Genomic DNA, 24006 nt, shown 5'->3' on the forward strand with positions numbered 1-24006 from the left:
AAAGCCATAAGTTCCGGTCATAAAGCAGGGGTAAAACGGGTATAATGCGCGCAAAGGAAATTTGCCGTACGAAAGATATTGTCATACCTACCTTTAACCCGCAGCCACGCTGCATCAACCACCTTCCAATCATGTTGATACTGCCGGGTTCCAATGCCCTGTCCGTTTTCCGTAGCCACCGTCTGTTAAGCCAACTGCAAGCCGTTTCGCCTGCGATTGTTGCCGTGCAAGCACGCTATGTCCATTTCATCGATGCCAGCGCGCCTCTCACCAACGACGACAGCACGCGCCTGGGCGCCTTGCTGACGTACGGCGAGCCGGCCCACGCTGACAATACGGAAGGCGCTGCCGAAGAATTCTTCGTCATCCCCCGTTTCGGCACGATTTCGCCGTGGGCCTCGAAGGCCACCGATATCGCGCACAACTGCGGCATGGCGCACATCAAGCGCGTCGAACGCGGCATCGCCTTCCGCATCAACCTGAAATCGGGCATCCTGGGCAGCGCCATCGGCGCCGGCAAATTGACGGACGAGCAAGTGCAAGCCGTGGCCGACCTGCTGCACGACCGCATGACGGAATCCGTGCTGCGCAGCGCGGACGACGCCAAGGACCTGTTCCGCACACTGGAAGCGCGCCCGCTCGAATCGATCGACTTGCTGGGGCAGGGCAAGCTTGCGCTGGAAACGGCGAACACGGAGCTGGGCCTGGCGATGTCGGAAGACGAAATCGACTACCTGGATGCCGCCTTCACCAAGGCTGGCCGCAACCCGACGGACGTGGAACTGATGATGTTCGCGCAGGCGAACAGCGAGCATTGCCGCCACAAGATCTTCAACGCCGACTGGACCATCGACGGCGTGGCGCAATCCAAGTCGCTGTTCGGCATGATCAAGAACACGCACGAACTGCAGCCGAAGGGCACGGTCGTCGCCTACAGCGACAATTCCTCGATCATGGAAGGCGCCACGGTCTCGCGCTTCTATCCGCGCGGCGCCAGCCACGAATACGCGGCATCGACGGAATTGACGCACACCCTGATGAAGGTGGAAACGCATAACCACCCGACGGCCATCTCTCCATTCCCCGGCGCCTCCACGGGCGCGGGCGGCGAGATCCGCGACGAAGGCGCGACGGGCCGCGGCGCCAAGCCGAAAGCCGGCTTGACGGGTTTCACGGTATCGAATTTGTCGCTGCCGGACGCCGTGCGCAGCTGGGAAACGGCCGCCTCCGTGACGGCGCCATTGGCCGCGCGTAGCGACGCGGAGCAATACGGCAAGCCGGAACGCATCGCGTCGCCGCTGCAAATCATGATCGAAGGTCCGCTGGGCGGCGCCGCGTTCTCGAACGAATTCGGTCGCCCGGTCCTCGGCGGCTACTTCCGCACGTATGAACAGAACGTCGGCGCGAAAGAAGCGGGCGCCCCTGACGCCGTGTTCGGCTACCACAAGCCGATCATGATCGCTGGCGGCATCGGCAATATCTCGGCGCAGCACACGCACAAGAACGACATCCCCGTCGGCAGCCTGCTGGTGCAGCTCGGTGGCCCGGGCATGCGCATCGGCATGGGCGGCAGCGCCGCTTCGTCGATGACCACCGGCAGCAACACGGCCGACCTGGACTTCGATTCCGTCCAGCGCGGCAATCCGGAAATGGAACGCCGCGCCCAGGAAGTCATCAACGCCTGCTGGCAAATGGGCGCCGACAACCCGATCATCTCCATCCACGACGTGGGTGCGGGTGGCTTGTCGAACGCTTTCCCGGAAATCACCAACGACGCCAAGCGCGGCGCGATTTTTGACCTGCGCAAGATCCCGCTGGAAGAATCGGGCATGGCGCCGAAGGAAATCTGGAGCAATGAGTCGCAGGAACGCTATGTGCTGGCCATCGCGCCGGAAAGCCTGCCCCTGTTCAAGGCCATGTGCGAACGCGAACGCTGTTTGTTCGCCGCCGTGGGCGTGGCCACCGAGGAACGCCAGCTGAAGCTGATCGACCCGGAACTGGGCAACGAGCCGGTCGACATGCCGATGGACGTCTTGCTGGGCAAGCCGCCGAAGATGCAGCGCGACGTGGTCCACGTGGCCAACGATTTCCCCGCCATTGATCTCACCGGCATGGACCTGGTCGACGTGGCGCAAAAAGTGCTGCTGCTGCCGACCGTGGCCGACAAATCCTTCCTGATCACCATCGGCGACCGCAGCGTGGGCGGCATGACCGTGCGCGACCAGATGGTGGGACCGTGGCAAGTGCCGGTGGCCGATTGCGCCGTCACCACCATGAGCTTCGAGGGTTATCTGGGCGAAGCGATGGCCATGGGCGAACGCACGCCGCTGGCCGTCATCGACGCCGCCGCCTCGGGCCGCATGGCCGTGGGCGAAGCCGTCACCAACATCGCCGCCGCGGCCATTGGCGACATCTCCGATATCAAATTGTCCGCCAACTGGATGGCCGCCTGCGGCCAGCCAGGCCAGGATGCGGCCCTGTACGACACGGTGAAAGCCGTCGGCATGGACCTGTGCCCGGCGCTGGGCATCAGCATCCCCGTCGGCAAGGATTCGCTGTCGATGCGCACGACGTGGAAAGACGAGAGCACGGGCGCGGCGAAATCCGTCACGTCGCCCGTATCCCTGATCGTTTCCTCGTTCGCGCCGGTGACGGACGTGCGCAAGTCGCTGACGCCGCAGCTGAAGACGGACCAGGGCGACACGTCCTTGATCCTGATCGACCTGGGCCGCGGCAAGAACCGCCTGGGCGCATCGGCGCTGGCGCAAGTGTTGCAGCAGCTGGGTAATGAAACGCCGGACGTCGACAGCGCGGAAGACTTGAAGGGCTTCTTCGCCGCCATTCAAAAGCTCAACAGCGACGACAAGCTGCTGGCCTACCATGACCGTTCGGACGGCGGCCTGTACGCCACCCTGACGGAAATGGCCTTTGCCGGCCACACGGGCATGTCCGTCAACCTGGACATGCTGACCATGGAAGGCGAGCATTCGAGCGACTGGGGCGACGCCAAGAACTGGGCCGGCCAGGTGGCGGAACGCCGCAATGAATTGACCCTGCGCGCCCTGTTCAGCGAAGAGCTGGGTGCCGTGATCCAGGTGCGCGCGGAAGAAAAGTCGCTCGTCATGGACGTGCTGCGCACCTTCAACCTGGGCGCTTGCAGCCATATCATCGGCAAATTGAACGACCGCGACGTGATCGAATTCACGCGCGACGCCAAGCTGATTTACACCCAGCCGCGCGCGGACCTGCACCGCCTGTGGAGCGAAACGAGCTGGCGCATCGCCCGCCTGCGCGACAACCCGGCCTGCGCGGACGCCGAATACGACCGCCTGCTGGATGTGCAGGATCCGGGCATGTCGCCGATCGTCACCTTCGACCAGAACGACAACATCGCCGCGCCATTCATCGCCACCGGCGTGCGTCCGCGCGTCGCCATCCTGCGCGAGCAGGGCGTCAATTCGCACATCGAGACGGCCTATGTGATGCACCAGGCCGGCTTCACGGCCGTCGACGTGCACATGAGCGACCTGATTGCCGGCCGCGTCAAGCTGGACGACTTCCAGGGCGTCATCGCCGTGGGCGGCTTCTCGTACGGCGACGTGCTGGGCGCGGGCGAAGGCTGGGCGAAGACCATCCTGTTCAACGCCAGCCTGGCGGAACAGTTCGCGCGCTTCTTCAACCGCACGGACAGTTTTGGCCTCGGCATCTGCAACGGCTGCCAGATGATGAGCAATTTGAAATCCATCATCCCCGGCGCCCACGCCTGGCCCAAGTTCACGCGCAACAAGTCGGAGAAATTCGAAGGCCGCTTTGCCATGGTCGAAGTGATGGATTCCCCATCGATCTTCTTCAACAGTATGGCCGGCACCCAGGCCGGCATCGCCATCGCCCACGGCGAAGGCTACGCCGACTTCTCGCAAACGGGCGACATCACCCAAGTCACGAAAGCCATGCGCTTCGTCGACAACAAGGGCGCCGCCACCGAAGCGTATCCGTACAACCCGAACGGCTCGCCGGAAGGCATCACTTCCGTGACCACGCCGGACGGCCGCTTCACGGTGCTGATGCCGCACGCGGAGCGCGTGTTCCGTTCGGTGCAGCAGTCCTACCATCCTGAAGCGTGGGGCGAGGATTCGCCATGGATGCGCATGTTCAGGAATGCGCGGAAGTTTGTGGGGTAATTTACTTAGCTATTTGCGGCGCGGCGTCTTGGTTCAAGGCGCTGCGGCCGGGGTAGGAATGAGCAAGCCGCTGTCGGGAGACAGCGGCTTTTTTTTGCATATCTCTCCCTTTGTATTGTCAATAACAAATTATTTCATGTCGAATGAATTGCAAAAATTGCAAAAACTTATTAAAATAAAAATTCTACTTTGATAAGGAATGCCATGCGCCAGCTCGCTTTCAGCCGTATCGCCATACTCATGGGCACTTGCCTGACAGGGCTGGCCATCGCGGCGCCCACCGTGCACTTGTCCGCCAGCCCGGAGGTGGTGGCCAAGGGAACGAGCACCTCGATTGCCTGGGATGCCTTGGGCGCCGAATCCTGCGCTTCGTCGTGGGCGCCGTCGCTGCCCCTGACGGGGTCGTACACGCCGCCGGCGCTGCAGGCGGCCACCAGCTATACGGTGACGTGCCAGGGTGGCGGGGCCAGCGTGTCGCAGCAAGTGACGGTGCAGCTGGCGCCCGCCTGCGTGACGAACTGTTTTACGAAACGCTGGATCTATTTTTATGGCGGCATTGCCTGGGGTACAAAAACCGCGAACGCGGACTTCAACAAGCTGTCGGCACTGATCGTCAACGCGGCAGCGCTGGGCTATAACGGCATCGTCGTCAATATCGGCGGCGAAGACTCATATATTTCCGACTCGCGCGATGCGCCCGATTTTGCCGGCAACCTGGCGGCCATCAAGCAATTGGCGCTGGATAAAGGCATCGAACTGATACCGATGGGCGGCCATCCGCAGATACCGGCACAGCTGCAACCGGAACTTGCCGAAGCGGTTCCCGTGGTGGATACGCCGTTTGTCGTTGCCAATGGCGTGGCCAGGGTCGCCACCCATTGGCTGGCAAATGATAATTTTGCCGCAGGAAAAAGCGATTGGGACCTGTGGGACCTGAATATCCAGCATGATCCGACGGAAGGACACAACGGGCCAGGATCGCTCAAGCTGGTGCAACCCAACGGCTTTGACCCGGTCGCCGCAGGCGCCCAGCCAAAGCGGCACGAGCAAACGCGTTTGCACCGCCGCTTTGTCAATTTGCAGCCATTTACGTCCTACCGCGCCTCGTTCTGGATCATGGTTAAAAATTACAAGGCGCCATTAAAGGTCCAGGTACTGGACGATACAAGCACCATTCCCCTGTATGACAGCCTGTATCCGCTGGGATGGGGAAGCAGCAATGGCGCGTGGAACGCCAAGCCGAATGCACTGGGGGCCTATGGCGAGTGGAAAAATATCACCATCGATTTCAATACCAGGGAGTTTGGCAACATTAATTTCTATGTGGGCGCGTGGAGCAACGCCAAGAATGACGAGCCGGGGGAAGCGTGGATAGATGATATGCAGATCCGGGAAACAGGTTTGGCCCATCCCGTCGTGCGCAATCACCTGGAAGTCAGCGTGCGGTCGAAAACCACGGGCACCGTGTACAAGGAGGGGCTCGATTTCACCGTTGCCAACGAGTCGCTGAACATACTCAACGGGCGCATTCCCGATGGAAGCCAGCTGCTGGTATCGTGGTATCAGCAAGCGAAGAACATGATGCCCGTCTGGACGGCGCCGGCCAGCGCTTGCCCGCCCGAGTATATGGCCTGGCAAAGGACGGGCTATGAAAAAATCAAGGAACTGTATCCATCCAGCAAGAAATTCTTCATCAATTATGACGAATGGCGCATCATGAACTGGGACCCGAGCTGCCAGTACGCGAGCGCGGGTGCCTACCTGGCCGGCACGATGACGGCCATGCAGGCCATGCTCAAGCAGGTCAATCCGGGCGTGGAACTGTATGTGTGGAACGACATGTTCGATCCCGACATGAATGCCGTCGACAAGTATTTCATGGTCAATGGCAGCCTGCTGGGGGCTGCCGATGGCATCCACCCGAATACCGTCATCGTCAACTGGACGCAGAGGAACGTGTACGTCAAAGCGCCGCCGATCCCGCTGCAGCAGTCTTCGTTGAAATTTTTCCACGACCGCAACCTCAAGCAGGTGATCGCCCTGTATTACGACGACTTGCCGCTGACGGACGAATGGCTCGACAACCTGGATGCGGCCGAAGCGGATGGCGTGACGGGCGTCGATGGCTTCATGTACACCACCTGGGTCGACAATGGCAAATATGACGACCTGGCGGCGGTCGCCAGCAAGATCAAGGCGCGCGCCAAGGCCCGCTGGCCGCAGTGACGGCGGGCGGCGCATCGCTTGTATTCCAGGCATGCGCCCCCAGTTGACTGGAAGTGGCCGCTCGTATTGCAGCCGCATCCACGCCAACCCAGAGGTGTACCATGAGTTTCGATTCCTTTCTGTCCAAACTGAAGAGCAAAGCCAGCGAACTGAAAACCGAGGCCTTGAAGTACAAGAACAAGGATTTCCTGAATGCCGCCATGGCGGGATCGGCCCTGATCGCCATGGCCGACGGCAGCGTCAGTGCGGAAGAAAAGCAGAAGATGGTGAAGTTTATTGAAGGCAATGACGCGCTATCGGTGTTTACCACCACGGATGTGATCAAGGCTTTCCAGGAATATGTCGGCCAGCTGGAGTTCGACAAGGATATCGGCGAAGCCAAGGCCTATCAGGCGCTGGGCAAGATGAAGTCGAATGTCGAGGCGTCGCGCTTGCTGGTGCGCATGATTATCGCGGTGGCTTCGTCGGACGGCAATTTTGATGCCAACGAGCAGCGCGTGGCGGGCAAGATCGCGCGCGAGCTGGGCTTGACTCCCGGCGAGTTCGAGTTGCAGTAAATTCATTGTCAGTCAGGGCAGGTGGCGGCGCGCATCGGCTTGCGGCCGCCGCCAGCGCTTGCCAGCCCGCTGGTGTTGGCATGAGACTGGCTGCTAGTCTTTATCCCACCACGGCGGCGCGCTCTCCGACCTCGGGCATGCCATCTTCAAAGCACTTATCTTGTAGCGGATCTCGATCACCTGCCCATGGTGAAACGGACCGCGTATCCAGTCGCCGGAATTAAAGAGGTAGGACTTGCCGTTGATGCAGCGTTCGGTCGGCATGTCGCCGATGGGGCCGGTCGAACGCAGGGTGACGCGCACTTCGCCAGTGGCATCGAGCGGCGCGTCGGCGCTTGCATAGAGTATATCTATGCCGACATCGCAGACACGGGTGCTGCCTATCTTGCTGCAGTACTTGATATACGTTTGCTGGCGCGCCATGACCATGTGATCTTCATGCCGCATCGGCTTGCCATCGTCAAAGGTAAAGCGCAGGATGACTTGCGTGGGCTCGCTGGCAGGATGGCGCATGGTGCTGGTGCAGGCGGCGCTGACCAGGGCCAGCAGGGGCCAGGCCAGCAGGCGCAGGCCGCGCCGCAGCACGGTGAATATCGGGTTACTGCCAGGTGTCTGCATTGCGCTCCATGGGCCGTTGCCATTCGTTCAAGGAATTTGGCGGCGATGATAGCACGCGATGGCGGCGCGCGACTCCCTGGAACTGCGCTACGGTGTAGCGCTATTCATTTCTTGCAGGACTTTTTTACACGGCAGGCCGTGGCCCGCGCCGCGCCTGCCGCGTTATCCTGCCGCCTCAACGCGATGCCAGGCCGACGTTTTGTACGCGGGAAGGCACGATGTCGCCGCCCGACAGTTTCTGCGACGGCAGCACCATCACCAGTTCGCCGTCGATGCTGCCGTCATCGTTGTGGTCGATGCGTACCTTCAGCTGGCGGTCCAGCGCGACGAAGGCGTTGCGGTCGGTGGCGACGATGCGGTGCTCGTCCTGCTTGCCGATACGCGCATACATGACGGCGCCGGCGAGGCGCAGTTCCAGGGTGTCGCCATTCGACAGGTCATAGGCGCCGACGAATTTCTTGAAGTCCTGGCGCATCATGTAGCGCGGGTGGTCGGGCACATCGATGCGCAGCGAATTGCCCGGCACGGTGACGGTGTGCTCCGGCGGCAGGGTCTGTGCGGTGGCTGCCGGGCTGGCGGCAGCGAGGCACAGGAGTGTGCCCAGGATGATGGTTTTCATGGTGTCTTCCTCGATGGTTGATGAGCTCTGACGCATGATGCGGGCGGGCATGGGGCAGGAACCAGTCTAGACACGGGTTTGGCGCTGCGCATCCTCCATTCGATGGAGAAAGGCCTGAATATTTTGCGTGGCGGGCCACCGCATGGCTGCGGTTTATGCCGCGCCGGCTGTGAGCGGGGCTATGCAGTCACGCAGTGATTCATTTCTTGCAAAACCTTTTTGCACAGCACTCCGTAGCCGACGCCGGTGCCGCGTTTGTGCTCGGCCAGGTCATAGCTGGCGCTCATGTCGCGCCATTCCACGCTGCCGGGCAGGGGGCGCAGGGCGTCGTCGAGATCCATCTCGAAGTGGATGAAGTGGCCATCGGCGCTCAGCAGCTTGCCGTACACGGCGGGCATGCCGGGAAACGCCAGCTGCAGGTCGAGCATGATGGCCGCCTCGAGCGCCACGCCGTGGCTGGCCGCGCACTCGCACAGGGCGTCGGGCAGGGGACGCGCGCGCCACCAGGCCGCCGTCTGGCGGATGGCCGCCAGGGTCAGCGCGTTTTGCTGCTGGACGCAATATTGCTTGCTCATGGCTGCCACGCATGGGGAAGGGGGCCGGGCCGGCATTGATGATGGTACTGGCCCGGCACCTGTCTGCCGCGTCAGCCCGCCGCCCTAGCGCGCAGCCAGGCTCAGGCTTTGCACGTGGGCCGGCACGATGGCGCCGCTGGCCAGTTTCTCTGCCGGTACCTGCATCAGCACTTCGCCACCCACGCCGCCATTGTCGCGCAGGTCGATGCGTATCGCCAGCTGCCGGTCGAGTGCGACGAAGCTGTCGCTGTCGGTAGCGATGATGCGGTGTTCATCCTGGTCGCCGATGCGCGCATACATGATGGTGCTGATGGCGCCGGCATTGCGCAGGTACAGCACCTGGCCGTTCGACAGTTCATAGGCGCCGCGGAACTGGCCAAACGCTTCCGGACTCATGAAGTGTTTATGGGCCGGCAATTCGATCGTGTGCAGGCGTCCGCCGGGAATGGTGACGGTCTGGCTGTCGGGCAGCGATTGCGCATTGGCCAGCAGGGCGCAGGCGCCCAGGGTGCCGGCGAGTATCCATGTTTTCATTTTTCAGCCCATCCTTGCATGTTGCAGCCGTGCCGTACCGGCGCGGCGAGGTTGATGTGGGTGCCACGGGAAAGTCGGGCCGGCCTGCCAGCGACGCTGCGGTCATGCTGGCAAGGCGCTGCCAGCCGGTCTTGCCAGTGTAGGCAGACAAGTTGCCTTGCGAATCATCCGATCGGATGACACGGACTCAGGCGTCAAGGTTGGCCAGATGCGCCGTGGCGCCGTGGATCAGGGCGATCAGCTCGCCCTGGCGCCGCGTATCGGTCTTCAGGTAGGTGTGGTGCAGATGCGTCTTGACGGTATTGACGCTGATGCCGCAGCGGGTGGCGATCTCCACGATGGTGGCCCCTTGCGCCAGCGCCTGGCCCACCTGGGCCTCGGCTTGCGTCAAGTCAAACAATTGGCGCAGCGCGGGAACGGATGTGCTCTGCAAGCTCGGGTCGCGCGCGATGACGATGGCGCAGGGGACGTGCCATGCGGGGAAGGGCGCCACCGTCAGCACCAGCGCGCAGGCCTGGCTGCGCGGCAGGCGCAGCGACTGGCATTGCGCGGCGCCGTCCATGCTGGCGATCACCACGCGCACGGCGCGCGCCAGCGCCGGTGGCGGCCCGATCCGCAGCGGAGCGTCCAGCAGGGCGTGCCCGCCGGGATTGGCGAACAGCACGCCCAGGCGGGCGTCGAGCAGCAGCACGGCCGCGCCCATGGCTTCCAGCGCCGCCATGCCGCAGCGGCTGGCCAGGCTGTCGTCCTGCAAGCGCTGGCGCAGGCGCAGGGCGCGCTGCAGGTGCGGCAGGAAAGCCTGCAATTGCCGCCTGGCGCGCCACTCGATTTCTTGCGGGGTCCGGTGGCCATAGATGGCCAACACGGCCGTGTGGTGCGCGCAGATGGGCACGATGGCGCCCAGCAACTGGCCCGTGTCGGCCGGGGGCGCGATGCCCCCCAGCAATTGGCCGGCCGGCGCATCGCCGCAGACGGTGAGGGTGGCGCAGGCGGCGTCAAAGGCGCGGGCGATATCGTCGCACAATTGTGGCCAGCAAGTATCATCGCCGGCCGCGTCCAGCAGTTTGCCGATCAGCTCACCCGAAACGCACCGGACCTGGCCTGGCGCCGTCATGCTTTCCCCCTTCGCTCGTTGCACAGTATTGCCAGGGCATGCGGTTGCGTGGCTGGGTAAGGGCGGTGATGCAACGGGAGCCGGGCCGCCTTCGTGTGGGACGGGCTCGCCGCTGGTATCTGGCCTGGGCATCTATCAAGATAGACCAAAGGCGTGGCTGCCGCAATGGCGGCTGCGAGGGGAGCGCTATAGTGTTCTGTAGGAAACTTGCACGAGAAAAACACTCGGGTGATGTAAGATTCGCACTGTGTCTGATTTTACATTTACCCATTGCCCATGAGTTCAATAATGATTCCCGACGTCGCCCTGGTCGACAACACCGAACAACGCACGCCGCTGGTGCTCGTGCTCGACTGCTCCGGCAGCATGGATGGCGAGCCCGTCGCGCTGCTGAACGAAGGCCTGGCCTTGCTGGAACAGGAACTCAAGTCCGATGTGATCGCCTCCAAGCGCGTGCGCATCCTCGTGATCCAGTACGGCGCGCATGATGAAGCAGTGGTCGCCAGCCACTGGTGCGACGCCATGGATTTCACGGCGCCCCGCCTGGAAGCGAACGGCACCACGCCAACGGGCGCGGCCGTGGAACTGGCGCTGGCCGAGATCGAGCAGGAAAAGCAGCGTTTCCGCCAGGCCGGCGTGGCCTACACGCGGCCATGGCTGTTTTTGATGTCCGACGGCGAGCCGACGGACCGCTGGCAGCACGGCGCCGAGCAGGCGCGCGCGGCCGAACAGGCCAATAAAGTGGCGATCTTCCCCATCGCCGTCGGCGACAATGCGAACATCGACTCGCTGGGACAGTTTTCCAGCCGTGGCGAACGGGGCGTGAAACAGCTGAAAGGCTTGCAGTTCCGCGAACTGTTCCTGTGGCTGAGCGCCAGCATGCAAGTGGTGTCGCAGTCGCGTCCGGGCGCGCAGGCGCAGCTGGCATCGACGGACGGCTGGTCTGTCGTGAATACGTGAACGCCCGCTGATCCATGACGATAGTAAACAAGCATTGGCGCGTGTTCGGCGCCGCCGTCACGGGCAAGGCGCACCTGGACAAGGACATACCTTGCCAGGATGCGCATGCGCATGCCGTGGTCAACGATACCTTGCTCGCCATCGTCTGCGACGGCGCCGGTTCGGCCCGTTTGAGCCAGCAGGGCGCGCAGTTTGTTGCCGCGCACACCGTGCAGGCGCTGGCCGGACGGCTGGAGCAGGGCGCCACCGTGCAGGATTTACAGGACGGCGCGCTGGCCGGCACCCTGGCGCAGATCCGCGCCGCGCTGGACGACATCGCCAGCGCCGCCGGCGCCACGCTGGACGACTACGCCAGCACCGTGGTGGGCGTGGTCATGGGCAAGGACAGCGGTTTCTTTTTCCACCTCGGCGATGGCCTGGGCGTGGCGCAGCTGGACAATGGCGGCGAACTGATCTCGCTGCCGGCCAATGGCGAATACGCGAACGAAACCTATTTTCTCAGCGGCGAGCGCTGGCGCGAACAGCTGCGCCTGCTTGCGATTCCGCAAGCCGTGCGCGGCGTGGTACTGATGTCCGACGGTTGCATGCCGTTTGCCATGAGCAAGAACAATGCGGCCCTGTATGCGCCGTTCATGGATGCCGTGCAAGGCTATCTGCGCACGGTCGACAGCGTTGAATCAGGCAATGCGGCGCTGGCGGCCACGCTGGCCGACCCGCGCACGCACCAGATCACGGGCGACGACAAGACCTTGCTGCTGGCCTTGCGCACATGAGCCGGAAACAGGGCGTGACGCCGGGCCTGAGTCCGGGTGGGAAAATTTGGCTGGACAAAGTCCGTAGTTTGATCCTGGGCAAACTAATTAAAAGCGGCGGCGCGGGCAGCGTCTACCTGTTGCCCGATGCGCCCGCCCAGGTCGCCAAGCTCTACCATCCGCACCTGGACCGCGCCGCCAACCGACGCAAGCTCGAAGCGATGCTGGAGCTGAGTCCCGAGCTGCCCGACCAATTGGAAAACGGCAAGCGCTACGTGCAGATCGCCTGGCCGCAGGCGGCCGTGTTCGACGGCCAGGGCGGCTTTGCCGGCTTCGTCATGCCCCTGCTGGACATGACGCAAACGGCCGAGCTGGAACAGGTCATGCAGGAGCGCCAGGCGCGCGCGGCCGGCCTGCCGACGGGACTCGGTCCCAAGCTGACCCTGGCCGCCAACCTGGCCGCCGTGATCGACGCGCTGCACCAGCAGCAGCATTACGTGGTCGACCTGAAACCCGTGAACCTGCGCTTTTACCGCGATTCCCTGTACATCGCCATGCTCGACTGCGATGGTTTCAGCATCCAGGGCCATGCCGAGCGCTTTCCTGCCGAGCAATTCACGGCTGACTACCTGGCGCCCGAGTTCCAGCGCAAGGGCATGCCGGCGGGCACGGAAATGGCGCAAGACCGCTTTGCCCTGGCCGTCGTCATCTTCCAGCTGCTGAACTTTGGCATCCACCCGTACAGCGGGCGGCCCGGCAATGCGCAAGTAGCCAGCGACATTCCCGGCCGCATCCGCGACGGCTGCTATGCGTATGGCGTCAAGCGCCACAAGCAGCTGGCACCCAACGCCACCAGCGGCCACGCGCTGATGCCGCCCGAGTTGCGGGCCATGTTCGACCGCGCCTTTTCCCCGTCACCGAAACCGCAGCGGCCATCGGCGGCCGACTGGGCGCAGTTGCTGCGCGGCTATGCGCAGCGCAGCGGCGGCAAGCTCGTCGTCTGCGCCGCGAATCCCGAACACCAGCATTTTGCGGGCCATGGCTGCGCAGCCTGCGCGCGCGAGAAAGTCATCGCTGCGGCCGCGCAGGCATCCGTGCAGGCGCAACAGTTGCAACGGCAACAGCAATCGTTGCCGCTGCAACGCAGCGCGCGCCGCACGGCGCCGGGGCAGGCCCCGGCCGCCATCCCCGTGGCGGCCAACACTGGCGGCGGCATCAGCGGCAAGGGCTGGGCCGTGGTGGTGCTGCTGATCGTGCTGTTCCTGATCGGCTTCACGGCCTGGACTTCGTCGCCCGATGCAGTGAAGGACAAGGCCAGCCTGCAGGCGCAAGCCGACCAGGCGGCAGGCCTGGAAGTATTTTCCTGGCGTCCGCGCAGGACGGCCGGTTTCCAGCCGTCCGACGCGCGCAAGGCCGTGCGCAGCCTGTCGCAAGCGATCAGCAAGGGCGACGACGATGCCGTCACGCGGGGCTTGCAACTGCTGTACCGTGCCGGCGAAGAAAAGCAGTCCGGCTACGGTGGCGACCGCACGCAGGCGCAGCTGCGCGCCTCGTTGCTGGAAGGCCTGGGCTGGGTGCCCGGCTATGAGCCGGCGCTGGTCGCCAGTTATCTTGATCTGCTGCAAGCCAACCCGCGCGACCATCTGGTGGCGGCGGCCATGGGCCGCATGCACCTGAGCCTGAACGAACCGCAGGCGGCGCGCCAGTACTTCGAGCAAGCCGTGTGGGCGCGCCCGACCGATGGCACGGCCTGGCTGGGCATCGCGGCTGCTGCACAGCTGCGCGGTGGCGACGAGCGCGATGCCGTCAATCTGGTGGCGCTGGCGCGGCTGACGGCTTACCGTTATGCCGTGCAGAACGCCTTGCCGGCGGACCCGGGCGAGCCGGCCGACAATGGCGTCGCGCGCACGATGCAGCGCATGGACCTGACCGCCAGGGTGTTGCGCCTGGCGCAACCGGGCGCCTACCAGAAGCGCTGGGACAAGACGCTGGCCGAGGGCGTGCTGCTGGCGCAAAAGCTCCAGGCCATGCCGCCCCTGCGGGACCAGGTCGGCGGCGTGCAGCGCGAGACGATGACGACGGTCGACTATGGCGTGCTCGACAAGCAGCACGCGACGGGCGAAAACCGTTTGACCCTGACCATTGCCGCCGACGGCAGCCTGACGTACGCGGCGGCGGAATTGCCGATGGAACCCATGCTCAACAAGGTGCTGCTCGATAGCGTGAAACGCTGGACCTATCTGCCTGCCGTGCAGCACGGCCAATTGCTGGACGCCAAGGTGGTGGTACTGGTGCGTTACCGCGATGGCCGGGTCAGCTTCGTGCCGGACGGTGTCGCCGTCACGGCGGAACATTAGAGGAATACCATGAAAATCAAGACGATATGCGCTGTGCTTGGCGCTTCCTTGCTGTACCCAGGCATGGCGCAGGCGGACATCATGCAGCGCCTGATGGTGACCAGCATGGCCAGCGAGCCTGATGGCGAAGGCGGCGATGTGTACACCATTGCGGGTACGACGGCCTGTGGCGGCAAGCAGATACGCATGGATGCCCGCTCGGTGAACCTGGACGAGGCGCCGTACGCAGCGCTGAAAGCCGAGCTGGCCCGGCGCATCCGCGACAGGAAGCCCATGCTCGTGACCGTGAAAAAATGCCCGGAGGATGCGAGCGTGCCCATCGTGCGGGAGATCGCCGCCTGCACGCCAGCCGCCTGCGCCGATGGCCGCGCGCGCCTGTATTTGCACGAGAACTTCTTCCCCATCGAGCAGGAAAAGGCCGCCAACGTGCTGCTGTTGCCTTTGCCGAAAGGCAAACTCCCAGGCACGTGGAAGGTGGAGATTGTCAGCGTGGCCGGCCACAAGCTGCGCCTGTCGGGCCAGGTCAACCGCGCCGACTATGCGCAGGGCGAGCTGGTGGGCGGCTATGTCACGTATTACCCGAATGGCAAGATCGAGAAGCAGGTGGCGCAGGATGCCAAAGGCCAGCAAGACGGTATCGGCAGCAAGTACTTTCCTGATGGCACCCTGGAGCTGCGCGGCAACTGGCGCCATGGCTTGCCGGAAGGCGAGCACCAGCGTTATCACGCGACGGGCAAGCTGAGCGAGACGAGCCGCTACCGCGACGGCAAGCAGCTCGACGGGCCCGTGCAAATCTTCGATGAAAATGGCAAGCTGAGCAGCAGCTACGCTTTGCGTGACGGCAAGATGGAAGGCGAGATGCTCACATACTTCCCGGATGGGAAAATTTCCAGCCGCGCGGAAATGCGGCAGGGCAAGTTCAATGGCGTGAGCACGAATTATTATCCCGATGGCGCCGTGCACGCCAGGATGACGCAGGTCAACGATTTACCTGTGGGCGAGGCGCTGGAGTTCTATCCGGACGGCAAGGTGCAAAGCCGCCAGCAGTATGGCGACAAGGGCGGGCTGCTCAGCGTCCAGCGCTACAGCCCCCAGGGCGTGCTGGTGCTGGAACGGCAATGGGATGCGCAGCTGCGCGAGCAGGGCACATCGCGCTCGTGGTACGAGAATGGCAAGCCCGAGCAATCCATCGATTACGTGAATGACCGGCGCGACGGCTGGAGCCGCAGCTGGCGCGAGGATGGCACGTTGCACAGCGAATGCCGGTATGTGGCCGGCAAGGCGCAGGACGGTTGCGGCGAAGCGTCGCCATCCCCGGAAATCGTGCGAAAGGAGCAGGCATGGCGCGCCTTAAATTAAATTACCTTGTTGGCGTCATGCTGCTGTTGCCGGCGCTGGCCCAGGCCGAGATCGTGCAACGGCAAGTGATCACGGCGCTCAAGGCCGCGCCCGGCAACATTGGTGGCGACGTGCTGACCGTGGACGACGACACGGGCTGCGGCGGCCGGCAGCTGCGCATGGATGCCGCGTCGATCGGACTGAGCGAGGAACAGTATGCTGTCATGAAGGTCGAGCTGGCCAACATGATACGCGACAGAAACCCGCTGCTGGTACGCCTGCGTGCCTGTCCGGCACCCGACCGGACGGGCGCCGATGCCATCCCCGTCATCCACATGCTGCGCGGCTGCGATGCGCACTGTGCCGATGGCAAGGCCCGTCTCTATCTGAACCACAACCTGTCGCGCGGCGAGGCCATGGAACATGCGCGCTACGCACTGGTCGTGCCGCTGCCGCCAGGCAAGACGCCCGGCACCTGGCAAGTCGAGATCTATCACGTGCGCGAAGGCGAGCCGAAGCGGCTGACGGGCCAGGTCAACGCCCCCGATTACCTGGGCGGCAAGCTGGTGGGCAACTACAGCATGTATTACCCGCATGGCCAGCTGGAAATGCAGGTGGAGCAGGACGGGCGCGGCGTGCAGGAGGGTATCCAGACCCGCTATTATCCGGATGGCAAGATATCCATGCGTACCACGTGGCGCAATGGCGTGCAGGAGGGGGAGGAACAGGCTTACCACCAGAGCGGCAAGCTGATCGAATCGCGCACCTACCGCAACGGCGCCCGCGCCGATGGCCTGGTGGAAACGTTCGACCAGGATGGCAAACTGCGCACGCGCATGACGCAGCTCAAGGGCCAGACGGATGGCGAACTGCTGCTGCTTTATCCCGATGGCAAGGTGGAAAGCCGCAGGCAGTATGTCAACGGCATCATCACGGGGCCAAGCACAGATTATTTCCCCGATGGCAAGGTGCGCAGCACGGGCAGTTATGTCGATGGCAAGCCGGCGGGCGAGAGCGTTGAGTATTATCCGGACGGCAAGGTGGCCAGCAGGCACACGCACAGCGGTCACTACGTGTTGCGCAGTAAACAACTGTTCAGCCCCCAGGGCGTGTTGCTCGTGCAGAAGCAGTGGAACGCCGGCGGACGCGAGGAGGGCGCATTGCGCTCGTGGCATGCAAATGGCAAGCCGAAGCAGCTGATCGAATATGTCGATGGCGAGCGCCAGGGCTGGACCCGTCACTGGCGCGCAGATGGCAGCGTGGAAAGCGAATGCCGCTATGTGGCCGACGAGCCGCAGGGGGAATGCACGGGCGAGTCCGCCAAGTTTTCCTACACGGAAGATGGGATTGAGGTGGTAATGCCGGAGCAGCCTGAGCAGCCGCAAGAGTGAGGGAATGCGCGCGGTCGGCACGCATTCCCCTGCATTTACCGGTGCGGCGGCGTCAGCACGCTGGCAATCGCCTTGGGTAAGGTTTCCGGATAATCGCGGCTGAAGTGCAGGCCGCGGCTTTCGCGGCGCGACAGGGCGCTGTTGACGATCATCGAAGCCACGTCGACGAGATTGCGCAGCTCCAGCAAATCGTGCGTGATGCGGAAGTTGCGGTAGTACTCGTCGATTTCCTCTTTCAGCAGGGCGATGCGGTGCTGGGCCCGTTCCAGGCGCTTCGTCGTGCGCACGATGCCCACGTAATTCCACATGAAGCGGCGCAGCTCGTCCCAATTGTGGGAAATCACCACTTCCTCGTCCGCGTCGGTGACGCGGCTTTCATCCCAGTCGGGCAGGTAAGGCGTGCCCAGCTTTTCCTTGCTTTCGATATCTTGCGCGCAGGCACGACCGATGACGATGCATTCCAGCAAGGAATTCGACGCCAGGCGGTTTGCGCCATGCAAGCCCGTGCACGCCGTCTCGCCCACGGCATACAGACCCGGCAGGTCGGCGCGGCCGGACAGGTCCGTGACGACGCCGCCGCACGTGTAGTGGGCTGCCGGCACGATGGGAATCGGCTGCTTGGTGATGTCGATGCCCAGTTCCAGGCAGCGCGCGTAAATGGTCGGGAAGTGTTCGATGAGGAATTCGGCCGGCTTGTGGCTGATGTCCAGGTGTACGTAATCGAGGCCGCGCTTCTTGATCTCGAAGTCGATGGCGCGCGCCACCACGTCGCGCGGCGCCAGTTCGGCCCGCTCGTCGTGGGCCAGCATGAAGCGCTGGCCGGCCGCCGCGCCCGCTTCAGGCGGCAGCTTCAGCAAGCCGCCTTCGCCACGGATGGCTTCGGTGATCAGGAAGGACTTGGCGTACGGGTGGTACAGGCAAGTCGGGTGGAACTGGATGAATTCCATGTTCGACACGCGGCAGCCGGCGCGCCAGGCCATGGCGATGCCGTCGCCGCTGGCCGTGTCGGGATTCGTTGTATATAAATACACCTTGCCGGCGCCGCCCGTGGCCAGCACGGTGTGCTCGGCGGCAAAGGTCAGGACCTTGCCCGTTTGCTCATCCTGCACGTAGAGGCCGTGGCAATGGGGCTGGGCGTTGCGCTGGGTGGGTTTCATGCCCAGCTTGTCGGAGGTGATGAGGTCGATCGCGCAATGGTGTTCGAACAAGGTGATGTTCGGGTGGGCGCGCACCTTTTCTTCCAGGGTCACTTGCACGGCGTGGCCGGTGGCGTCGGCCGCGTGGATGATGCGACGCTGGCTGTGTCCGCCTTCGCGGGTCAGGTGGAAGCCCAGTTCGGCCGTGGCGTCGCGCGTGAACGGCACGCCTTGCTCGATCAGCCACTCGATCGCTTCGCGGCCGTGTTCGACGATGTAGCGCGTGGCGCTCTCGTCGCACAGGCCGCCACCGGCGATCAGGGTGTCTTCGATGTGCTGCTGGTGGCTGTCGCCCGAGTCCAGCACGGCCGCGATGCCCCCTTGCGCCCAGTTGCTGGCGCCGTCGAGCAGCGCGCGTTTGGAAATGATCGCGACGGTGCGCGTCTCAGCTAAATGCAGTGCAACCGATAAACCCGCCAGGCCACTGCCGACAATCGCTACATCAAATTTCATGACATTTATCTTTTTTTAGGGGAAGCATACTATATTCCATTTCCCCCCATTCGGTAATGTGTTGAGATAAATTCTGCAAGCGAAAGATAGCCGCAGCCGTAGCTTGTGGCGCATCAATGCTTGCGCGGAACAGTCCGCCATGATGAGAAGACGGGTATCGGACCGCCGCGCGCATGGCCGCATGCATGGCTTGCCGGTCCGGGCCGCTTCTTGCCGCAGGGGGGACCACATGATCCGCATCTTCAGCCATTACGTGTCAAAAACGGCATTCATCCTGCTGTTGCTGGAAATCCTGATCCTGCTGCTGTCGGCCACCCTGACGTCCCTGCTGTGGCTGGCGGATGGCAGCCGCCTGGTAAGGCTGGGCGAGGTGTACCTGTCGTCGTCGATCTTCGCGCTGGTCATCGTCCTGAGCATGAGCACCCTGGGCATGTACCAGCACCGCTCGCGCGACGACATCCGCAACACTTTATTGCGCATCCTGCCCTCGTTCGCGCTGGGTTTTGCCGTGCTCAGCCTGCTGGTGCGCTTCATCCCCGCACTGCATTTCGGGCGCGGCGGCGTGCTGATCTTCGGCTTGGGGGCCATCGGCGTGCTGCTGGCGCGCCTGGTCGTGTTCAAGTCCTCGCAATCGGCGCTGATGGAAGGCCGGCTGATCCTGGTGGGTGGCGGGGCGCTGGCGCGCGAATGCATGGAGTTGGCGGCCAGTAAGATCGGTTTCCACCAGTTCACGGTGGTGGGATGCATTGATGTGGCCGGTGAGCAATGCTGCGTGCCGGCCTCGGCGCTGCTGCCATCCGGACCGTCGCTGCTGGCCATGGCGCAGCGTCATGACGCGCACGAGATCGTCGTCTCCGTCAGCGACCGGCGCAATGGCGCGTTTCCCGGCAAGCAATTGCTCGAATGCGCGCTGGGCGGCGTGAAAGTGATCGACGCGGCCACGTTTTTCGAGCGCGAAGCGTGCCAGATCCGCATCGATTCCTTGCAGCCCAGCTATCTGATCTATGGCGGCGGCTTCGACCAGAGCTTTTTCCGCGCCGCCTCGAAGCGTTTGTTCGACCTGGCCGCCAGCAGCGTCATCTGCCTGGCCGCGCTGCCCGTGATGCTGGTGACGGCCGCCTGCATCCGCCTGGAGGACGGCGGCCCCGTGTTTTACCAGCAGGAAAGGGTGGGGCGCGACGGCTTGCCCTTCCATGTGCTGAAATTTCGCAGCATGCGCAGCGACGCCGAGCGCGACGGGACGCCCCTCTGGGCGCTGGCCAACGATGCCCGCGTCACGCGCGTGGGCCAGTTCATCCGCAAGCTGCGCATCGACGAGCTGCCGCAGGTGCTCAATGTGTTTCGCGGCGAGATGAGCTTCGTGGGACCGCGTCCCGAGCGCGCCTACTTCGTCGAGCAGCTCAAGGAACAGGTTCCGTATTACAACATTCGCCACAGTATCAAGCCCGGCATCACGGGCCTGGCGCAGGTGCGCTACCAATATGGCGCCTCCGTCGACGATGCCGTGAAAAAGCTGCAATACGACCTGTATTACGTCAAAAACAATAGCCTGTTCCTCGACCTGCTGATCCTGCTCGACACGGTGCAGGTGGTGCTGTTTGGCAAGGGCGGCCGATGATGCGGGAACAGTCGGCGTGGCTGGCGGCGGCCGATGCGGCAGCGCTCAGCCATGGATTGGCGTCGCTGGCCTTCTTCGCGCTGGCCTTGCTGCTCATCAGCAACTGGCGCGCGCGGCAGAACGTGCGCGCCTTGCTCGTCGCCTGCCTGGCCACGGGCGCGTGGGCGACGGGCACGGTGGTGCTGGTGCTGCTGGGACACCGCATTGTGCTGGCCGGCGATGCGCTGGAAATGCTGCGCACCCTGGCCTGGCTGGTGTTCGTGCTGTTGCTGGTCGAGCCGTCGCGTCCCCGCCTGCGCCTCGTGCTGGCCGGCGTCGTCCTCACGGCGCTGGCGCCCGCGCTGTCCGCGCTGGCCTCGTCGTGGCTGGCGTTGCCTTTGCCGGCGCGCATCATCGCCAGCGTCAGCCGCCTGTTGCTGGCCGTGCTGGGCATGCTGCTGGTGGAACAGTGGTACCGCAATACGCCGCCGCTCAAGCGCTGGGGCATCAAGTTCGCCTGTCTGGGCGTGGGCGGCCTGTTTGCCTACGATTTCTACCTGTACAGCGATGCCTTGCTGTTCCGCACGATTAACGACGATATCTGGGCCGCGCGCGGCATCGTCGACGCCCTGTGCGCACCGATGCTGGCCGTATCCGCCGCGCGCAATCCGGGCTGGGCCCTGGGCCTGTCCGTCTCGCGCCAGATGCTGTACCGCTCGGCCGCCTTGCTCGGCTCGGCCATCTATCTGCTGGCGATGGCGGCCAGCGCCTATTATTTGCGCTATTTCGGCGGCACCTGGGGTTCCTTGATGCAGATGGCTTACCTGGGCGGCGCAGGCCTGCTGCTGGCCGGCGTGCTGTTTTCGGGCAGCTTGCGCGCCAAGCTCAAGGTCAGCATCAACAAGCATTTTTATAACGCCATCTTCGATTACCGCGAGGAATGGCTGCGTTTTACGCGTGCCCTGTCCGAGGATGGTCCGGCGCTGGGCGAGCGGGCCATCCAGGCCGTGGCGCAGCTGGTGGAAAGCCCGGCCGGCGCGCTGTGGATCTTGCGCGAGCAAGGGCTGTTCGCGCCGGCCGCCAGCTGGAACTGGCCGCCGCCGGCCTGGAGCGAACCGGCGGCGGGCAGCCTGTGCCAGTTCCTCGAGGCGCGCCAGTGGGTGATCGACGTGCCCGACTGCCAGGGCAATCCGCGCCAGTACGCCGGCCTGGCCTTGCCGCCGGCGCTGCTGGCCTTGCCCAATGTGTGGCTGCTGGTGCCGCTGACCCTGCATGGCCAGCTGTTCGCCTTCGTGGCGCTGGCGCGGCCCCGCACGGCCATCGGCTTGAACTGGGAAATCCGCGACGTGCTGAAAATTGCCGGCAGCCAGGCCGCCAGTTACCTGGCGCACCGCGAATCGCTCGACTCGCTGATGGTGTCGCGCCAGTTCGAATCGTTCAACCGCATGTCGACCTTCATCGTGCATGACCTGAAAAACCTCGTGTTCCAGCTGTCCTTGCTGTTAAGCAATGCGGAAAAGCACCGCGCCAATCCCGCCTTCCAGGAAGACATGCTGGGCACCCTGGACCATTCCGTGCAGAAAATGAAGACCCTGCTGCAAAAGCTGGCGCGCGGCGAGACGCCGGAAGCGCCGGCGCCGCTGCGCCTCGACGGCTTGCTGCGCCAGGCCGTGGCGGCCAAGGCCAGCCTGGCGCCCGCGCCGCGGCTGGAGATCGTCGATGGCGAACTGACGGTGCTGGCCAACCGCGCGCGCCTCGAGCGGGTGCTCGGTCATCTGATTCAGAACGCCATCGAGGCCACGGCCAGCGATGGCCAGGTGGCCGTGCGCCTGTTGCGCGAGCGCCAGACGGCCGTGGTCGAGCTTGACGATACGGGGCAGGGCATGAGCGAACAGTTCATCCGCGAGCGCCTGTTCAAGCCGTTCGACACGACGAAGACGGCCGGCATGGGCATCGGCGTGTTCGAAAGCCGCGAATACCTGCGCGAAGTGGGCGGCAGCCTGGAAGTGCGCAGCGCGCCGCAGGTGGGCACGACGTTTCGCGTGATCCTGCCGCTGCATGCCGCGTGAATGGAAAGGACAAGCATGGCCAAGCAGAAATTACTCGTCATCGAAGACGACCCCGGCCTGCAAAAGCAGCTGCACTGGAGTTTCGATGCCTACGAGGTGTTGCTGGCGGGCGAGCGCGAGGCGGCGCTGGCGCTGGTGCGGCGCCACCAGCCGGCCGTCGTGACGATGGACCTGGGCTTGCCGCCCGACCCCGACGGCGCCACGGAAGGGCTGGCCACCTTGCAGCTGATCCTCGCGCTGGCGCCGGACACGAAGGTCATCGTCCTCTCGGGCAACCAGGAACGCGCCCATGCGCTGAAAGCCATCGCCCTGGGCGCCTACGATTTCCACCAGAAGCCGTTCGACGCCGACATGCTGGGCCTCGTCATCGCCCGCGCCTTTTATCTGCACGCGATGCAGCAGGAAAACCGCCGCATGCTGCAAACCCAGGCCGACTCGCCATTGGCCGGCATCGTCAGCCGCGATCCCGGCATGCTGAAACTGTGCCGCAGCGTGGAAAAGGTGGCGCCTTCGTCGGCCAGCGTGATGCTGCTGGGCGACTCGGGCAGCGGCAAGGAACTGGTGGCGCGCGGCTTGCACGCGCTGTCCAGCCGCCACGCGCAGCGCTTCGTCGCCATCAATTGCGCGGCCATCCCCGAAAACCTGCTGGAAAGCGAGCTGTTCGGCTATGAACGGGGTGCGTTTACGGGCGCGGCGCGGCAAACCCTGGGCAAGATCGAACTGGCCCACGGCGGCACCTTCTTTCTCGACGAGATAGGCGACATGCCGATGGCGCTGCAGGCGAAGCTGCTGCGTTTTTTGCAGGAACGGGTCATCGAGCGCGTGGGCGGACGGGGCGAGATCGCTGTCGACGTGCGCATCGTCTGCGCCACGCACCAGGATCTGAAGGTGCTGGCCGAGCAGGGGCGTTTCCGCGAAGACCTGTTTTACCGGCTCAGCGAAATCGTGCTGCGCATCCCGCCCCTGCGCGAGCGGGCCGGCGATGCGGCCTTGCTGGCCCACCATTTCAAGAATAAATTTTGCGCCAGCGAAGGCCGCAGCAACCTGCATTTCAGCGCCGGCGCGCTGCAGCTGATCGAAGCGTATGGCTGGCCCGGCAATGTGCGCGAGGTGGAGAATTGCATCAAGCGCGCCGTCATCATGAGCGACGGGCCGCAGATCGCGGCCGACGACCTGGGCTTGCCAGCCAGCGCCCAGGCCGCGCCCGTGGACGACGCCATCAACCTGCGCCAGGCCCGCGAAGCGGCCGAATACAAGGTGATGGTGCGCGCGCTGGCCCGCGCCGACGGCAATATCGCCAAGGCGGCCGAACTGCTGGGCGTGAGCCGGCCCACCCTGTATGACTTGATGGGGCACCACGGCATCAGGTAGGCCGCTGTATTGATATGGATTAAATATCAAGATTGTGTATGGCGTCGCACATACGCTGGCGCCGCCTCGGCGCATCCTAGCCTCATCCACAACGAGGA

General features: G+C 64.0%; 17 protein-coding genes. 11 read left to right on the forward strand and 6 right to left on the reverse strand.

What is annotated here, in order from left to right; translation table 11 throughout:
* Window positions 1-131 precede the first annotated feature (131 nt).
* The 3 genes from purL to AC1RDJ_RS16180 all read left to right on the forward strand — a co-directional run bounded on the left by purL (window position 132) and on the right by AC1RDJ_RS16180 (window position 6964).
* Entirely contained in the window at window positions 132-4181 is a 4050-nt protein-coding gene (gene purL, locus AC1RDJ_RS16170) for a phosphoribosylformylglycinamidine synthase (RefSeq protein ID WP_493028072.1), read from the forward strand.
* A 204-nt stretch (window positions 4182-4385) separates the two neighbouring features.
* Entirely contained in the window at window positions 4386-6407 is a 2022-nt protein-coding gene (locus tag AC1RDJ_RS16175) for a hypothetical protein (protein ID WP_493028073.1), read from the forward strand.
* Between the two features lie 101 nt (window positions 6408-6508).
* Complete coding sequence (locus AC1RDJ_RS16180) at window positions 6509-6964, forward strand: tellurite resistance TerB family protein (protein ID WP_493028074.1); 456 nt, start codon at window positions 6509-6511, stop codon at window positions 6962-6964.
* Window positions 6965-7057: 93 nt separating this feature from the next.
* On the opposite strand, the gene AC1RDJ_RS16185 is transcribed toward AC1RDJ_RS16180, so the two are convergent.
* From AC1RDJ_RS16185 to AC1RDJ_RS16205, 5 genes are all read right to left on the reverse strand, one after another.
* Window positions 7058-7582 (reverse strand): hypothetical protein, encoded by a 525-nt coding sequence (locus tag AC1RDJ_RS16185; RefSeq protein WP_071323745.1) that lies wholly within the window; start codon window positions 7580-7582, stop codon window positions 7058-7060.
* A gap of 175 nt (window positions 7583-7757) precedes the next feature.
* Complete coding sequence (locus AC1RDJ_RS16190; RefSeq protein ID WP_493028075.1) at window positions 7758-8201, reverse strand: hypothetical protein; 444 nt, start codon at window positions 8199-8201, stop codon at window positions 7758-7760.
* A gap of 179 nt (window positions 8202-8380) precedes the next feature.
* Entirely contained in the window at window positions 8381-8776 is a 396-nt protein-coding gene (locus AC1RDJ_RS16195) for a hypothetical protein (RefSeq protein WP_493028076.1), read from the reverse strand.
* 84 nt (window positions 8777-8860) lie between these two features.
* Window positions 8861-9310, reverse strand: coding sequence for a hypothetical protein (locus tag AC1RDJ_RS16200; protein ID WP_493028077.1), 450 nt, complete (start codon window positions 9308-9310; stop codon window positions 8861-8863).
* A gap of 187 nt (window positions 9311-9497) precedes the next feature.
* The gene (locus AC1RDJ_RS16205) at window positions 9498-10424 is read right to left on the reverse strand and encodes a helix-turn-helix transcriptional regulator (RefSeq protein WP_493028078.1); all 927 of its coding nucleotides are present in this window, start codon (window positions 10422-10424) and stop codon (window positions 9498-9500) included.
* 276 nt (window positions 10425-10700) lie between these two features.
* Between AC1RDJ_RS16205 and AC1RDJ_RS16210 the strand changes: the two genes are divergently transcribed.
* Genes AC1RDJ_RS16210 through AC1RDJ_RS16230 form a run of 5 tightly spaced genes read left to right on the forward strand, consistent with a single transcriptional unit; the run spans window position 10701 to window position 17222 of the window.
* Window positions 10701-11384: a vWA domain-containing protein gene (locus AC1RDJ_RS16210; protein WP_493028079.1), complete on the forward strand. Its 684-nt coding sequence runs from the start codon at window positions 10701-10703 to the stop codon at window positions 11382-11384.
* A 14-nt stretch (window positions 11385-11398) separates the two neighbouring features.
* Complete coding sequence (locus tag AC1RDJ_RS16215) at window positions 11399-12157, forward strand: PP2C family serine/threonine-protein phosphatase (RefSeq protein ID WP_493028080.1); 759 nt, start codon at window positions 11399-11401, stop codon at window positions 12155-12157.
* The gene (locus AC1RDJ_RS16220) at window positions 12154-14493 is read left to right on the forward strand and encodes a hypothetical protein (RefSeq protein WP_493028081.1); all 2340 of its coding nucleotides are present in this window, start codon (window positions 12154-12156) and stop codon (window positions 14491-14493) included. Before AC1RDJ_RS16215 ends, AC1RDJ_RS16220 begins: the two co-directional genes overlap by 4 nt.
* Before the next feature lie 9 nt (window positions 14494-14502).
* Window positions 14503-15852 carry a toxin-antitoxin system YwqK family antitoxin gene (locus tag AC1RDJ_RS16225; RefSeq protein WP_493028082.1) on the forward strand — a complete coding sequence of 450 codons (1350 nt, stop codon included), beginning with the start codon at window positions 14503-14505 and terminating at the stop codon, window positions 15850-15852.
* A complete protein-coding gene (locus AC1RDJ_RS16230; RefSeq protein ID WP_493028083.1) occupies window positions 15834-17222 on the forward strand; it encodes a toxin-antitoxin system YwqK family antitoxin in 1389 nt (462 codons plus the stop codon). Before AC1RDJ_RS16225 ends, AC1RDJ_RS16230 begins: the two co-directional genes overlap by 19 nt.
* Window positions 17223-17257: 35 nt before the next feature.
* Here AC1RDJ_RS16230 and nadB read toward each other — a convergent pair whose 3' ends face one another.
* Window positions 17258-18871: an L-aspartate oxidase gene (nadB, locus tag AC1RDJ_RS16235; protein ID WP_071323735.1), complete on the reverse strand. Its 1614-nt coding sequence runs from the start codon at window positions 18869-18871 to the stop codon at window positions 17258-17260.
* A 229-nt stretch (window positions 18872-19100) separates the two neighbouring features.
* Between nadB and AC1RDJ_RS16240 the strand changes: the two genes are divergently transcribed.
* The 3 genes from AC1RDJ_RS16240 to prsR are packed head-to-tail and all read left to right on the forward strand — an operon-like array spanning window position 19101 to window position 23908.
* Complete coding sequence (locus tag AC1RDJ_RS16240; protein ID WP_071326468.1) at window positions 19101-20489, forward strand: TIGR03013 family XrtA/PEP-CTERM system glycosyltransferase; 1389 nt, start codon at window positions 19101-19103, stop codon at window positions 20487-20489.
* Window positions 20486-22537, forward strand: a complete 2052-nt coding sequence (gene prsK / locus AC1RDJ_RS16245) for an XrtA/PEP-CTERM system histidine kinase PrsK (protein WP_493028084.1) — start codon at window positions 20486-20488, stop codon at window positions 22535-22537. The genes AC1RDJ_RS16240 and prsK overlap by 4 nt, the downstream gene beginning before the upstream one ends.
* A 15-nt stretch (window positions 22538-22552) precedes the next feature.
* On the forward strand, window positions 22553-23908 hold the full coding sequence (prsR, locus tag AC1RDJ_RS16250; protein WP_071323733.1) for a PEP-CTERM-box response regulator transcription factor: 1356 nt from the start codon (window positions 22553-22555) through the stop codon (window positions 23906-23908).
* Window positions 23909-24006 lie beyond the last annotated feature (98 nt).

It is taken from the genome of Janthinobacterium sp. GW822-FHT07H10, from assembly GCF_058798675.1.

Bases quoted from the DNA above. Each gene is read 5' to 3' on its own strand.
- purL (WP_493028072.1), top strand. From the start codon at position 132: ATGTTGATACTGCCGGGTTCCAATGCCCTGTCCGTTTTCCGTAGCCAC.
- AC1RDJ_RS16175 (WP_493028073.1), top strand. From the start codon at position 4,386: ATGCGCCAGCTCGCTTTCAGCCGTATCGCCATACTCATGGGCACTTGC.
- AC1RDJ_RS16180 (WP_493028074.1), top strand. From the start codon at position 6,509: ATGAGTTTCGATTCCTTTCTGTCCAAACTGAAGAGCAAAGCCAGCGAA.
- AC1RDJ_RS16185 (WP_071323745.1), bottom strand. From the start codon at position 7,582: ATGCAGACACCTGGCAGTAACCCGATATTCACCGTGCTGCGGCGCGGC.
- AC1RDJ_RS16190 (WP_493028075.1), bottom strand. From the start codon at position 8,201: ATGAAAACCATCATCCTGGGCACACTCCTGTGCCTCGCTGCCGCCAGC.
- AC1RDJ_RS16195 (WP_493028076.1), bottom strand. From the start codon at position 8,776: ATGAGCAAGCAATATTGCGTCCAGCAGCAAAACGCGCTGACCCTGGCG.
- AC1RDJ_RS16200 (WP_493028077.1), bottom strand. From the start codon at position 9,310: ATGAAAACATGGATACTCGCCGGCACCCTGGGCGCCTGCGCCCTGCTG.
- AC1RDJ_RS16205 (WP_493028078.1), bottom strand. From the start codon at position 10,424: ATGACGGCGCCAGGCCAGGTCCGGTGCGTTTCGGGTGAGCTGATCGGC.
- AC1RDJ_RS16210 (WP_493028079.1), top strand. From the start codon at position 10,701: ATGAGTTCAATAATGATTCCCGACGTCGCCCTGGTCGACAACACCGAA.
- AC1RDJ_RS16215 (WP_493028080.1), top strand. From the start codon at position 11,399: ATGACGATAGTAAACAAGCATTGGCGCGTGTTCGGCGCCGCCGTCACG.
- AC1RDJ_RS16220 (WP_493028081.1), top strand. From the start codon at position 12,154: ATGAGCCGGAAACAGGGCGTGACGCCGGGCCTGAGTCCGGGTGGGAAA.
- AC1RDJ_RS16225 (WP_493028082.1), top strand. From the start codon at position 14,503: ATGAAAATCAAGACGATATGCGCTGTGCTTGGCGCTTCCTTGCTGTAC.
- AC1RDJ_RS16230 (WP_493028083.1), top strand. From the start codon at position 15,834: ATGGCGCGCCTTAAATTAAATTACCTTGTTGGCGTCATGCTGCTGTTG.
- nadB (WP_071323735.1), bottom strand. From the start codon at position 18,871: ATGAAATTTGATGTAGCGATTGTCGGCAGTGGCCTGGCGGGTTTATCG.
- AC1RDJ_RS16240 (WP_071326468.1), top strand. From the start codon at position 19,101: ATGATCCGCATCTTCAGCCATTACGTGTCAAAAACGGCATTCATCCTG.
- prsK (WP_493028084.1), top strand. From the start codon at position 20,486: ATGATGCGGGAACAGTCGGCGTGGCTGGCGGCGGCCGATGCGGCAGCG.
- prsR (WP_071323733.1), top strand. From the start codon at position 22,553: ATGGCCAAGCAGAAATTACTCGTCATCGAAGACGACCCCGGCCTGCAA.